Genomic DNA, 12,278 nt, shown 5'->3' on the forward strand with positions numbered 1-12,278 from the left:
CTGCCCGAAACTTTGCGGTATCCCAGCCCAAGAATTCGACTTTCGACTGGGGACAATCCATGGCTGATCATAGCGAAGTGGCGTACAGCACCGCCGACGGCAACGACTACGTTGCCCACGAGCAGACCTACGAGGGCTTCATCAAGCTGGTGAAGTACGGCACGGCCTCGGTCGCGCTCATCGTGATCCTGATGGCGATCTTCCTGACCTGATCTGTCGGCAGCTGCACACGCCAGCGGCAGCAGCTGCCCAGAATATTTGCATCCAAGCCGGTGCCAAAACCGGTATCGAACGCCGCGGGAGTAACGCTTAGTTTGCGCGCGCGCTGTCCCGCGCCGCCGGAGGACCTATGAAGATCGCCGTTGCCAAGGAAATCGATCCGCTCGAGCCGCGAGTCGCCGCTTCGCCCGATACGGTGAAGAAGTTCAAGGCGCTTGGCGCCGAGATCGCCGTCGAGCCGGGCGCCGGCCTCAAGTCGGGCCTGCCGGATTCCGAATTCACCGCCGTGGGGGCCGCCGTCAGCGCAGACGCGCTGAAGGATGCCGACATCATCATCAAGGTGAAGCGCCCTGAAGCCTCCGAACTCGCGCAGTACAAGCGCGGTGCCCTCGTCATCGCCATCATGGACCCCTACGGCAACGAGGCCGCGCTGAAGACGATCGCCGATGCCGGCGTCTCCGCCTTCGCGATGGAATTGATGCCGCGCATCACCCGCGCGCAGGTGATGGACGTGCTGTCATCGCAGGCGAACCTCGCCGGCTACCGCGCGGTGATCGAGGGCGCCGAGGCGTTCGGCCGCGCCTTCCCGATGATGATGACCGCTGCCGGAACCGTGCCTGCCGCGAAGGTGTTCGTGATGGGCGTCGGCGTCGCCGGCCTCCAGGCGATCGCGACCGCGCGCCGTCTCGGCGCCATCGTGACCGCGACCGACGTGCGGCCCGCGACCAAAGAGCAGGTCGAATCGCTCGGCGCGAAATTCCTCGCCGTCGAGGACGAGGAGTTCAAGAACGCCCAGACCGCCGGCGGCTACGCCAAGGAAATGTCGAGGGAATACCAGGCCAAGCAGGCCGCCCTCACCGCCGAGCACATCAAGAAGCAGGACATCGTGATCACGACGGCGCTGATTCCGGGCCGGCCCGCGCCGAAGCTCGTCTCCGGCGAGATGGTCAAGTCGATGAAGCCGGGCTCGGTGCTGGTCGATCTCGCCGTCGAGCGCGGCGGCAATGTCGAGGGCGCCAAGGCCGGCGAGGTCGTCGACCTCGATGGCATCAAGATCGTCGGCTACACCAACGTTGCCGGCCGCGTCGCGGCCTCTGCCTCCAGCCTCTACGCGCGCAATCTGTTCTCCTTCATCGAGACCATGGTCGACAAGAAAGAGCAGAAGCTCGCCGTGAACTGGGACGACGAACTGGTCAAGGCGACCGCGCTCACGAAAGACGGCGCCGTCATCCACCCGAACTTCCAGCCGAAGGTTTAAGGAGACCCGCCATGGAGCATGCTGCACAGGTCGTCGACCCCTTCATCTTCCGGCTGTCGATCTTCGTCCTCGCCGTCTTCGTCGGCTATTTCGTGGTGTGGTCGGTGACACCGGCCCTGCACACGCCGCTGATGAGCGTGACCAACGCGATCTCCTCGGTGATCGTGGTCGGCGCGTTGCTTGCCGGCGGCGTCGCGAACGTCTCGAGTGGCTCGGGCTGGGCCCGCGCCTTCGGCTTTGTCGCGCTCATTTTCGCCTGCGTGAACATTTTTGGCGGCTTCCTTGTCACCCAGCGCATGCTGGCGATGTACAAGAAGAAGTCGAAGTAAGCGGCCACCTCGGGCTGAAGGGATCAATGGGGACCTGAGATGAGCGCCAACCTCTCTGCATTTTTGTATCTCGTGGCGGGAGTGCTGTTCATCCTGTCGCTGCGCGGGCTGTCGAGCCCGGCTTCGTCGCGCCAGGGCAATCTGTTCGGCATGATCGGCATGGCGATTGCGGTCGCCACCACGCTGGCCAACCATCCGCCGGCAGACGGCCTCGCCTGGGTGCTCGTCATCGTCGGTATCGCCATCGGTGCCGCGATCGGCGCGGTGATCGCCCGCCGCGTGCCGATGACCTCGATGCCGGAACTGGTCGCCGCCTTCCACTCGCTGGTCGGCATGGCCGCGGTGCTGGTCGCCGCCGGCGCGTTCTACGCGCCCGAGGCCTTCGACATCGGCACTCCCGGCAACATCCATCCGCAGAGCCTGGTCGAGATGTCGCTCGGCGTCGCCATCGGCGCGCTGACCTTCACCGGCTCGGTGATCGCGTTCCTGAAGCTGTCCGCGCGGATGAGCGGCGCGCCGATCATCCTGCCCGCCCGTCACATCATCAACATCGCGATTGCGGTGGCGCTGGTGTTCTTCATCGTCCGCCTGGTCCTGACCGGCGGCGCGCTCGACTTCTGGCTGATCGTCATCCTGGCGCTGGCGCTCGGCGTGCTCATGATCATCCCGATCGGCGGCGCCGACATGCCGGTCGTGATCTCGATGCTGAACTCGTACTCGGGTTGGGCTGCAGCCGGCATCGGCTTCACGCTCGGCAATTCCGCGCTGATCATCACCGGCGCGCTGGTCGGCTCCTCGGGCGCGATCCTGTCCTACATCATGTGCCACGCGATGAACCGGTCCTTCATCTCGGTCATCCTCGGCGGCTTCGGCGGCGAGACCGCGGCGGCCGGCGGTGGCGGCGGCGAGCAGAAGCCCGCCAAGCTCGGCTCGGCCGACGACGCGGCCTTCATCATGAAGAATGCCCAGAAGGTCATCATCGTGCCCGGCTACGGCATGGCGGTGGCGCAGGCGCAGCACGCGCTGCGCGAGATGGGCGACATCCTGAAGAAGGAAGGCGTCGAGGTGAAGTACGCCATTCACCCGGTCGCCGGCCGCATGCCCGGCCACATGAACGTGCTGCTCGCCGAAGCCAACGTCCCCTATGACGAGGTGTTCGAGCTCGAGGACATCAACTCCGAGTTCGCGCAGGCCGACATCGCCTTCGTGATCGGCGCCAACGACGTCACCAACCCGGCGGCCGAGGAGGACAAGACCTCGCCGATCTACGGCATGCCCGTGCTGCAGGTCTGGAAGGCCGGCACCGTGATGTTCATCAAGCGCTCGCTCGCCTCCGGCTATGCCGGCATCGACAATCCGCTGTTCTACCGCGACAACACCATGATGCTGCTCGGCGACGCCAAGAAGGTCACCGAGAACATCGTCAAGGCGATGTAGCACGCGAAGGAAACGGACCGTGGCCATCAACAAGGAATGGCACCGGTCTCATCGCATGCCGCTCAAGGCGACGCGCGAGCAGCGCGTCGCATGGCATGCCGCCCACAAGGCGGCGTGCGGCTGCCGCGACGTACCGGGGAGCCTCCGGCCCGACGTCATGAAATTGCTGCGGAGCCGTCGCAAGCCCTGAGCCTGAACCGGGGGCCGGCCGCGCAATGATCACCATCGCCAAATGGACCGTCATCCTGCTCGCGACCGTCTATCTCGCCGGGCTCGTCTTGCTCTATGCCCGGCAGCGCGAGATGCTGTTTCCGATACCGACCGCCAAGCGGACCCCGCCTGAGGCGGCAGATTGTCCCGAGGCGGAGGAGCATGTCCTGACCACCTCGGATGGCGAGAAGATCATCGTCTGGCACGTGCCGGCGAGGCCCGGTCGTCCCGTGATCCTGTATTTTCCGGGCAATGGCGATTTTCTCGCCGGCCGGGTCAGCCGCCTCAAGGCCATGACGGCTGATGGCACCGGCCTCGTCGCGCTGTCCTACCGCGGCTATGCCGGCTCGAGCGGCGCGCCGAGCGAGGAGGGTCTGCTGCGCGATGCCGCTGCCGCCTACGCCTTCACCACGGCCCGCTACACGGCGGAACGAATCGTCGCCTGGGGCTTCTCGCTCGGGACCGGCGTGGCGGTCGCGCTCGCCTCGGAACAGCGTGTTGGAAAGCTGGTCCTGGAGGCGCCTTATACGTCGACGGCCGACATTGCATCTTCGTCATTCTGGTACGTGCCGGTGCGCCTCTTGATGCGCGATCCGTTCCCTTCCGACGAGCGGATCGCGCGCGTCACGGTGCCGCTCCTGGTGATGCATGGCACCAATGACCTTGTCATTTCGATCGTGTTCGGAGAGCGTCTGTTCGCGTTCGCGCATGAACCGAAGCAGTTCGTTCGCTTTGCGGGCGGCGGACACGACAATCTCGATGCGTTCGGTGCGATCGAAACGGCAAGGCACTTCATTGGATCCTGAACGGCTCGTCACCCGGCTCCGGGGCATATCCCTCGCCGCCATCCTCGCTTTGTTGCCGCAGCAGGCCTGGGCCGCAACCGGGCTCGATGGTGCTGCGATGCGCTGGCCCTATGCGCTTCCCTTTGCCGGCCTGTTGCTGTCGATCGCGCTCGGACCGCTGCTGTTTGCAAAAGTCTGGCACCATCATTACGGCAAGATTGCTGCGGCCTGGTCGCTGCTGGCGCTGGCCTCGCTCGTCATTTTTGCCGGGAGCATGGCGACGCTGGCGGCTTTCGTCCATGCCATGCTCGCTGAATATCTCGGCTTCATCGTGCTGCTGTTCGCGCTCTATGTCGTGGCCGGTGGCATCCTCATCACCGGCGACATCAAGGCCACGCCGGCGACGAATGCCGGCATCCTCGCGCTCGGCACCCTGATGGCAAGCATCGTCGGCACCACGGGAGCCGCGATGATCCTGGTCCGTCCGCTGATCCGCGCCAACCGGCCGCGGCGCTACAACGCCCATGTCATCATCTTCTTCATCATCCTGGTCGCCAATGTCGGCGGCGCGCTGAGCCCGCTCGGCGATCCCCCGCTGTTCGTCGGTTTCCTGCACGGCGTCGACTTCTTCTGGACCACGCGGAGCATCTGGCTGCAGACCGCGATCGTCGCCGGATTGCTGCTCGCGATCTTCATCGCCATCGACTTCTGGCGCTTCCGCAGCGAGCCTGAGCTCAGCGACGCCGGTCCTGCGGATCCGGTCCGCATCCGCGGTCTCGTCAACCTCGTGCTGATCGCAGCCATCGTCGCGAGCCTGCTGGCCTCGGCGATGTGGAAGCCTGCTGTTGCTTTCGACATTCTCGGAACGAAGCTGGAGCTGGAAGACATCGCGCGCAATGTGGCGCTGCTTTCCATTGCGGCGCTGTCGGTGTGGTTGACGCCGGACGAGCACAGGCTGGCCAACGGCTTCACCTGGGAGCCGATCCGCGAGGTCGCAAAACTGTTCGCGGGCATTTTTGTCGCCATCATCCCGGTCATTGCCATGCTCAATGCCGGCCATCTCGGCGCCTTCGCCTGGCTGTTGTCGGCCGTGACGGCACCGGACGGCACGCCGCGCGAGGTCGCCTATTTCTGGTTCACCGGCCTGATGTCGGCGTTCCTCGACAATGCGCCGACCTATCTCCTGTTTTTCCAGCTTGCCGGCGGCGATCCGCAAACGCTGATGCATCAGCTGTCGGGCACGCTCGCGTCGATCTCGATGGGCGCCGTCTACATGGGAGCGCTCACCTATATCGGCAATGCGCCGAACTTCATGGTCAGCAGCATTGCCAGCGAGAACGGCATCAAGATGCCGAGCTTCTTCGGCTATCTCGTGCGCGCCGGCGCGGTGCTGATCCCGCTGTTCATGCTGCTGACGCTGCTGCCGGTCGCGCCGATCCTGCGCTGGCATTGAATCTGCCGGCCGATTTGCTACTGCTCGTATTGAGTGATTGGAGCCGGTAGATGAGCGCGCATAGTCCGATGCCCCGGTCGGCCTGGATCTTTCCGGCGCTGGCCGTGCTGTTGTTCGCAGCCGTCAGCGCGACGGGCTACGTCTTCACGCTGTCGCTCGGCGGGCTCGTCTTCGCCATCGTCCTTCTGGTTATCCTGTTCGGCACGGTGTTCGCCGCGGTTCACCATGCCGAAGTGATCGCCGAGCGGGTCGGCGAACCCTATGGCACGCTGGTGCTGACGCTCTCGGTGACCGTCATCGAGGTGGCGCTGATCACCACGATCATGCTGGGCGACAAGCCCGCCCCGGAACTGGCGCGCGACACCGTGTTCGCCGTGGTCATGATCGTCTGCAACGGCCTCGTCGGGCTCTGCATCTTCATCGGCGGCCTGCGCTATCGCGAGCAGGGCTTTCAGCTCTCGGGGGCCAACGTCTATCTCAGCGTCCTGTTCGCGCTCGCGACCATCACGCTGATCATGCCGAACTACACGACCACCGCGCCGGGGCCGGTCTATTCGGCGGTTCAGCTCGGTTTCGTCGACGTGGTCACGCTCGCGCTGTACGGGGTGTTCCTCTACACCCAGACCGTCCTGCACAAGGATTACTTCGTCCATGAACGGGCGGACGGCGGCAGCGGCGAGGCGCATCTGTCGGGCCGGATGTTGGTGGTCAGCGTCGTGCTGCTGCTGATCGCGCTGCTGGCCGTGGTGCTGCTCGCCAAGAAGTTCTCGCTGGTGGTGGACGCCGTCGCGGCCAAGATCGGCGCGCCGCAGGCCTTTGCTGGCCTTCTGGTCGCCCTTCTGATCCTGATGCCGGAAGGCGTCGCGGCCGTATCGGCGGCCCGCAAGAACGACCTCCAGAAGAGCATCAACCTCGCGCTCGGCTCGTCTCTCGCCACCATCGGGCTGACCATCCCGGCCGTCGGGGTCGCCACCTACGCGCTCGACAAGGAGCTCACGCTCGGCCTCAGCGCCCAGGGCAGTGTGCTTTTGCTCCTGACCTTCTTCCTGAGCATGCTGACCTTCGGCACCGGCAGGACCAATGTCCTGTTCGGGCTGGTCCATATGGTGGTATTTGCCGTCTACGTGTTCATGGTTTTCGTGCCCTGAAGCGCGATGTCCCAGGAGAGGTTCCAGATGCTTGCCGCCAAGTCCGAGGTCCAGGTCGACAACGAGGAGGTCCGGGTGACCGAATGGCGGCTTCCGCCCGGTGGCGCCACCGGGCATCACACCCACGGCATGGACTATGTGATCGTTCCCGTCGTCGCGGGGGAAATGACCATCGTGGCGCCGGGCGGCGAGCGGTCCAAGGCGCAGCTGGCAGCCGGGAAATCCTATTTCCGCAAGGCGGGCGTCCAACATGACGTACTTAACGAAACCTCAACCGAGATCGTGTTCCTTGAGATCGAGCTAAAGCCGTAGGTCCGGCCTTAACACTTGCCATCGATCCGTCGCACTTGATCCCTTACAATGCCCCAAAGTTCCCGCATCAGATCGCGCGGGGAGTGGCCGGAATGCTGAAATACCTCGCTAAAATTTCGATGGATATTTTCCCCTCGGTGCTCGCGACGATCATCGGGGCGTACATCGTTAACCACTACATCAACGCCAAGCCGGCGGCTGATGCCCCTGCGGCCGTCGTGGCCCCTGCCGAGGCCGGCAAGAACGGCAAACCCGCCGATGTCGCCAATCTCCCTGCACCCGGCGTCAAGGCCAAAGGCATCCCCGAGAAGAGCGTGACGGACAAGCCGGCGGCCGAAAAGGCTGCCGATCAGCCGTCCGCCGAGCACAAGGCTGCGGATGTGGCCCCGGCCGAGGCCAGCCCGCGTGGCAAGCCGTCGGCGCGCGAGAAGGCGGTCGCCAAGTCGACCCCGGCCGCCAGCACGCCTGCTCCCGCTGCTCCGGTGGTAGAGGCCAATTCGGCGCCGGCTGCTGCGGCTCCGGCCCCCGACGCCAACGACCTCGTGCGTGCCGCGATCGAGCGCCTGCGCAAGACTCCTGAGGGCAAATCTTCCGAGGGCAAGTCTTCCGAAGGCAAGTCTTCCGAAGGCAAGTCTTCCGAAGGCAAGTCTTCCGAAGGAAAGTCGTCTGCCGAAACCAAACCTGCCGAGGTTAGGCCGTCCGAGACCAAGTCAGCCGAGAGGCCGACTGAGCCTGCCGTGCGGGAAGCCGCCCGCACGCCCGAGGCCCCGCGGGTCGTCAGCATGGAGCCGGCTACGGTCCGTCCGCTGCCGCCGCCGATCACGGTATCGACGCCCTCACCGGAGGCCTACGGCAAGGATGGCTCCTCGCCGGCCAATCCGCCCTACACGGCCTCGGTCGGCAACGATGATCCGAATCGGATGACGCCGCCGGCTGACATTCCCGTGCCGGTGATCGCGCCACCGCTCGATCTGCGCGCCGACGCCGGTGGCTCCATGCCGCGGCCCAAGAAGACCAATGTCGCCGACGAGATGCTGTCGGGCATGAAGTCGATGTTCCACTCCGTTCTGCCGAAGAGCGCCACCCCCGATTAAGACGGCGCCCCCGCCGCCAAAACCGTCAGCCGCCGACGCGGGCAAGACCGCTGCGCGCGGCGTCGTCGCGTGGGCGAAGCGAGACAGCCCTGGTGTAGGACGCCGCCGCCTTGGCCCTGTCGCCCAGCCGCTCATAGGCCTGTCCGCGCGTGGTCCAGACCTGCGCATTGTGCGGATCGGCCTCGGAGGCCTCATCCAGATCGGCCGTGGCCTCCTTGACCTTGCCGAGCGCGAGATAGCTGGTGGCGCGGCCGAGCAGCGGCTCGACCTTCTGGGGGTTGAGTCCGCTCGCAGCACTGAAATCTGCGATGGCGAAGTCGTGCTGATTGTTGCCCTGGTAGATCAGGGCACGGCCATACAGCGCCTGCGCATTGTAGGGATCGAGCCCGACCGCGCGATTGAACTCATCGAGCGCTGCCGCGACCTCGCCTGACTTGGCCAGGGATTGGGCTTTTGCGGTGTGGGTCTGAGCTTCGGTGACGTTGCCGGCGCTCACCGCGCTCTCGGCGGGCGCGGCCGCCTTGGGGGCCTCCTGCGGCTTGTCCTTCTCCGGCATCAGCGATCCCAGATCGAAGGAGCAGCCGCACAGCGCAATCCCCATCAACGCCAGCGCGAACGGCGGCCGCCAGATCGGGCGTCGCCACGCCAAGCCGTGCTGGGGGAAGGGGGAGGCCATCTACGATTCGCTCGCGCTAGAGCATGATCCGGACCCGAAGGGCCGCGTTGGCGCAAAGTATGCAGCGGTTTTCCCTCGCGACAAAGGCGGAACGCGCTTGCGTAGAGATCAAGGTCAAACAACAAATTAAAGCGCGACGACGTTCAATCCAAATCTCATCGCGTTTGCGTGCCGCATCCGTGGTGCCCAGCTCAGAAGGGCAGCGCGCACAAACAATAACGCGGGCCAAAGGCCCGCGTTATCGAAATTGAAATCTCGCAAAAATCGGTAAATCAGCGCGGTCCGCGCGGACCTGCACCCGGGCCGCCACGACCGCCGCGATCACCGCCGGGACCTGCGCCGAACACCGGCTTCGGCTTCATCGGCAGCAGGCCTTCGCGCTGCAGCTTCTTGCGGGCCAGCTTGCGCGCGCGGCGCACGGCTTCGGCCTTTTCGCGGGCCTTCTTCTCGGAGGGCTTCTCGTAATGACCGCGGAGCTTCATCTCGCGGAAAATTCCCTCGCGCTGCATCTTCTTCTTCAGCGCCTTGAGGGCTTGGTCGACATTGTTATCGCGAACGAGAACCTGCACGCGGCATCCTCTTCAGTGGATCGGATTTGAATTCTGGTAAGACGAAGGGGATGGCGAAAACGCGCAAGCCCTTAACCTTGAGGGCGCGGATGTATCAGACAAATCCCGGGATGTCCACCGGACAAGCGAGTATTCGGGCCAAGTTCAGCCATTAAATGAGGCGAAAATACCTCTGTGCGGCCCTGATTTGGGCGATTCGACGCCCGGGATGGGGCCGTTTCCGGAGCTTTGTTCCGGAATCTTTGAAAGCAGGGGACGACACATGGATATCAAGAAATACGCCGCTGAAGCCATCGGCACCTTCTGGCTCACATTCGCAGGCTGCGGAAGCGCGGTGATCGCTGCCGGCTTCCCGCAGGTCGGAATCGGTCTGGTCGGTGTCTCCCTCGCATTCGGACTGAGCGTGGTCACCATGGCCTATGCGATCGGCCATATCTCGGGCTGCCATCTCAACCCGGCCGTCACGGTCGGTCTTGCCGCCGGCGGGCGTTTTCCGGCCGGGCAGATCCTGCCCTATGTGATCGCGCAGGTGGCTGGCGCGATCGTGGCCGCCTGGCTCCTCTACGTCATCGCGAGCGGAGCTCCCGGATTCGATGTCAGCAAGGGCTTCGCATCCAACGGCTATGATGCGCATTCGCCCGGCCAGTACAGCATGATCGTGTGCTTCCTCACCGAGGTGGTGATGACCATGATGTTCCTGTTCATCATCATGGGCGCGACCCATGGCCGCGCGCCCGCAGGCTTCGCGCCGCTCGCGATCGGGCTCGCGCTGGTGATGATCCATCTCGTCAGCATCCCCGTCACCAACACCTCGGTGAACCCGGCGCGCAGCACGGGTCCTGCGCTGTTCGTCGGCGGCTGGGCGACGGCGCAGCTCTGGCTGTTCTGGGTCGCACCGCTGATCGGCGGCGCGCTGGGCGGGGTGATCTATCGCTGGCTCAGCGAGGAGCCCACGGGCGTCGTCGCAGGCGCGAAGACGGCCTAAAGCATGATCCGGAAAAGTGCTAAGCGGTTTTCCGGAAAGATCATGCGCAAACAACAACCTAAAGCGCGATGACGATTCATCCAAATCTCATCGCGCTTTAGAGCGTTTTCGAGCGAAGCGGGATCGCAGCAATTGCTGCGGTCCCTCACTTGCCTTTCGTCGGCCTGACTTCGGTGACGTGGCCCATCTTTCGGCCGGGACGCGGCGCACCCTTGCCGTAGATGTGCACGGTCGCGCCCGGCACGCTCAGCCACTTTTCGTAATCGTTGATCTCGTCGCCGATCAGATTGGTCATGGTGACGATTTCGCCGTGGCGCACGGGCTTGCCGAGCGGCCAGCCGGCGATGGCGCGGATGTGCTGCTCGAACTGAGAGACCGACGCGCCGTCGAGCGTCCAGTGCCCGGAATTGTGAACGCGCGGGGCGATCTCATTGACCAGCACCTTCGGGCCGGTGCCGTTGGCGAGCACGAACATCTCGACAGCGAGCACGCCGACATAGTCGAGCGCGCTTGCGATCTTGCCGGCGATGCTGCGTGCTTCCTCGGCGAGCGCAGCCGGGATCGGCGCCGGCGCGCGCGATATCTTCAGAATGTGGTCGCGGTGCTCGTTCTCGGTGACGTCGAAACACTCGACCTGGCCTGTGACCGAGCGTGCGGCGATCACGGAGATCTCGCGCTCGTATGGCACGAAGGCTTCCAGGATCGCGGATTTGGTCGCGAGGCTGGTCCACACCTTGGCGATATCGTCGCCCTCGCGGATGATGGCCTGGCCCTTGCCATCATAACCGAAGCGGCGGGTCTTGAGCACGGCCGGAAGGCCGATCCTGGCGATCGCCTCGCGTAGCGAGGACACCGAGGTGACGTCGGCATAGGCCGCAGTGCCGATGCCGAGCCGCGTCACGAAATCCTTCTCGGCGAGCCGGTCCTGGGTGGTCTCGAGAATCTTGCGGTTGGGCAGCACGGGTCGGCGCGCGTCCAGCACCATCGCGGCGGCCGATGGCACGTTCTCGAATTCGTAGGTGATGACGTCGACGTCGTTGGCGAACAGTTCGAGCGCCTCGACGTCGGCATATTCGGCGCAGGTCGCGTTCAATACGACGTCGAAAGCCGGCGAGTCCGGATCGGGCGAGAACACCTGGCAGCGCAGGCCGAGCCGCGCCGCAGCCATGGCCAGCATCCGGCCCAATTGTCCGCCGCCGAGAATTCCGATGGTGTCACCGGGCTTCAGCTTCACCTGCCTGGTGTCGGTCACGCCTTGTCCTCCGGGCGCTCGGCGACCGCCTCGGTCTGCGCCTTGCGCCAGGCGGCGAGGCGATCGGACAAGGCCGGGTCGGACAACGCCAGGACGGCCGCTGCCAGCAGTGCGGCGTTGGTTGCGCCGGCCTTGCCGATGGCGAGGGTGCCGACCGGGATGCCGGCGGGCATCTGGACGATCGAATAGAGCGAATCGAGGCCCTTGAGCGTCTTGGATTCGACGGGAACGCCGAACACCGGGAGTTCGGTCAGCGCCGCCGCCATACCGGGCAGGTGCGCAGCGCCACCGGCGCCGGCGATGATGACCTTGTAACCCGCGGCCTTGGCACCCTTGGCGAAAGCAAAGAGACGGTCGGGGGTGCGGTGGGCCGAGACGATGCGGGTGTCGGCGGCGACGCCGAGCGCGGCAAGCGTGTCGGCGGCATGCCGCATCGTGTCCCAGTCCGACTGGCTTCCCATGATGATGGCGATCGGCGCGGTCATGACGTTAATTGTGCCCGAAAAACAGAAAGATAGGCCAGATTAACGGTTCCGGCCGGCGGCTCGCAA

At 65.0% G+C, this 12,278-nt stretch carries 15 protein-coding genes; 11 read left to right on the top strand and 4 right to left on the bottom strand.

Translation table 11 applies throughout. From position 1 onward, the window contains the following. Positions 1-59: 59 nt before the first annotated feature. From RAD10_RS07415 to RAD10_RS07460, 10 genes are all read left to right on the top strand, one after another. A complete protein-coding gene (locus RAD10_RS07415; protein WP_018317799.1) occupies positions 60-212 on the top strand; it encodes an aa3-type cytochrome c oxidase subunit IV in 153 nt (50 codons plus the stop codon). 137 nt (positions 213-349) lie between these two features. Continuing rightward, positions 350-1,477, top strand: a complete 1,128-nt coding sequence (locus RAD10_RS07420) for a Re/Si-specific NAD(P)(+) transhydrogenase subunit alpha (protein WP_461616908.1) — start codon at positions 350-352, stop codon at positions 1,475-1,477. Positions 1,478-1,488: 11 nt separating this feature from the next. Further along, positions 1,489-1,806: a proton-translocating transhydrogenase family protein gene (locus tag RAD10_RS07425; protein ID WP_018317801.1), complete on the top strand. Its 318-nt coding sequence runs from the start codon at positions 1,489-1,491 to the stop codon at positions 1,804-1,806. 39 nt (positions 1,807-1,845) lie between these two features. Next, on the top strand, positions 1,846-3,243 hold the full coding sequence (locus tag RAD10_RS07430; RefSeq protein ID WP_028140295.1) for an NAD(P)(+) transhydrogenase (Re/Si-specific) subunit beta: 1,398 nt from the start codon (positions 1,846-1,848) through the stop codon (positions 3,241-3,243). A gap of 19 nt (positions 3,244-3,262) precedes the next feature. Next, positions 3,263-3,433, top strand: coding sequence for a hypothetical protein (locus tag RAD10_RS07435; protein ID WP_461616909.1), 171 nt, complete (start codon positions 3,263-3,265; stop codon positions 3,431-3,433). A gap of 28 nt (positions 3,434-3,461) precedes the next feature. Then, a complete protein-coding gene (locus tag RAD10_RS07440) occupies positions 3,462-4,259 on the top strand; it encodes an alpha/beta hydrolase (RefSeq protein WP_461617067.1) in 798 nt (265 codons plus the stop codon). Continuing rightward, positions 4,213-5,691, top strand: a complete 1,479-nt coding sequence (locus RAD10_RS07445; RefSeq protein WP_461616910.1) for a sodium:proton antiporter — start codon at positions 4,213-4,215, stop codon at positions 5,689-5,691. Before RAD10_RS07440 ends, RAD10_RS07445 begins: the two co-directional genes overlap by 47 nt. A 50-nt stretch (positions 5,692-5,741) precedes the next feature. Then, positions 5,742-6,839: a calcium:cation antiporter gene (locus RAD10_RS07450; protein ID WP_461616911.1), complete on the top strand. Its 1,098-nt coding sequence runs from the start codon at positions 5,742-5,744 to the stop codon at positions 6,837-6,839. 27 nt (positions 6,840-6,866) lie between these two features. Next, positions 6,867-7,151: a cupin domain-containing protein gene (locus RAD10_RS07455; protein WP_091956448.1), complete on the top strand. Its 285-nt coding sequence runs from the start codon at positions 6,867-6,869 to the stop codon at positions 7,149-7,151. Positions 7,152-7,243: 92 nt separating this feature from the next. Beyond that, on the top strand, positions 7,244-8,245 hold the full coding sequence (locus tag RAD10_RS07460; RefSeq protein WP_461616912.1) for a hypothetical protein: 1,002 nt from the start codon (positions 7,244-7,246) through the stop codon (positions 8,243-8,245). Between the two features lie 25 nt (positions 8,246-8,270). On the opposite strand, the gene RAD10_RS07465 is transcribed toward RAD10_RS07460, so the two are convergent. Further along, positions 8,271-8,921 (bottom strand): tetratricopeptide repeat protein, encoded by a 651-nt coding sequence (locus RAD10_RS07465; RefSeq protein WP_461616913.1) that lies wholly within the window; start codon positions 8,919-8,921, stop codon positions 8,271-8,273. A 272-nt stretch (positions 8,922-9,193) separates the two neighbouring features. After that, positions 9,194-9,490: a 30S ribosomal protein S21 gene (gene rpsU / locus RAD10_RS07470; RefSeq protein WP_008546194.1), complete on the bottom strand. Its 297-nt coding sequence runs from the start codon at positions 9,488-9,490 to the stop codon at positions 9,194-9,196. Positions 9,491-9,752: 262 nt separating this feature from the next. On the opposite strand from rpsU, the gene aqpZ reads away from it, so the two are divergent. Then, on the top strand, positions 9,753-10,475 hold the full coding sequence (aqpZ, locus tag RAD10_RS07475) for an aquaporin Z (protein WP_018317810.1): 723 nt from the start codon (positions 9,753-9,755) through the stop codon (positions 10,473-10,475). Between the two features lie 145 nt (positions 10,476-10,620). Here the strand turns inward: aqpZ and RAD10_RS07480 are convergent, their stop codons facing one another. Both RAD10_RS07480 and purE read right to left on the bottom strand, forming a co-directional pair. Then, complete coding sequence (locus RAD10_RS07480) at positions 10,621-11,727, bottom strand: 5-(carboxyamino)imidazole ribonucleotide synthase (protein WP_091956452.1); 1,107 nt, start codon at positions 11,725-11,727, stop codon at positions 10,621-10,623. Continuing rightward, on the bottom strand, positions 11,724-12,212 hold the full coding sequence (purE, locus tag RAD10_RS07485) for a 5-(carboxyamino)imidazole ribonucleotide mutase (protein ID WP_018317812.1): 489 nt from the start codon (positions 12,210-12,212) through the stop codon (positions 11,724-11,726). Before purE ends, RAD10_RS07480 begins: the two co-directional genes overlap by 4 nt. Positions 12,213-12,278 lie beyond the last annotated feature (66 nt).

Source organism: Bradyrhizobium sp. 23AC (assembly GCF_054863025.1).

Bases quoted from the DNA above. Each gene is read 5' to 3' on its own strand.
- RAD10_RS07445 (WP_461616910.1), top strand. From the start codon at position 4,213: ATGCGTTCGGTGCGATCGAAACGGCAAGGCACTTCATTGGATCCTGAA.
- RAD10_RS07430 (WP_028140295.1), top strand. From the start codon at position 1,846: ATGAGCGCCAACCTCTCTGCATTTTTGTATCTCGTGGCGGGAGTGCTG.
- RAD10_RS07455 (WP_091956448.1), top strand. From the start codon at position 6,867: ATGCTTGCCGCCAAGTCCGAGGTCCAGGTCGACAACGAGGAGGTCCGG.
- RAD10_RS07420 (WP_461616908.1), top strand. From the start codon at position 350: ATGAAGATCGCCGTTGCCAAGGAAATCGATCCGCTCGAGCCGCGAGTC.
- RAD10_RS07465 (WP_461616913.1), bottom strand. From the start codon at position 8,921: ATGGCCTCCCCCTTCCCCCAGCACGGCTTGGCGTGGCGACGCCCGATC.
- aqpZ (WP_018317810.1), top strand. From the start codon at position 9,753: ATGGATATCAAGAAATACGCCGCTGAAGCCATCGGCACCTTCTGGCTC.
- RAD10_RS07450 (WP_461616911.1), top strand. From the start codon at position 5,742: ATGAGCGCGCATAGTCCGATGCCCCGGTCGGCCTGGATCTTTCCGGCG.
- RAD10_RS07415 (WP_018317799.1), top strand. From the start codon at position 60: ATGGCTGATCATAGCGAAGTGGCGTACAGCACCGCCGACGGCAACGAC.
- RAD10_RS07460 (WP_461616912.1), top strand. From the start codon at position 7,244: ATGCTGAAATACCTCGCTAAAATTTCGATGGATATTTTCCCCTCGGTG.
- purE (WP_018317812.1), bottom strand. From the start codon at position 12,212: ATGACCGCGCCGATCGCCATCATCATGGGAAGCCAGTCGGACTGGGAC.
- RAD10_RS07425 (WP_018317801.1), top strand. From the start codon at position 1,489: ATGGAGCATGCTGCACAGGTCGTCGACCCCTTCATCTTCCGGCTGTCG.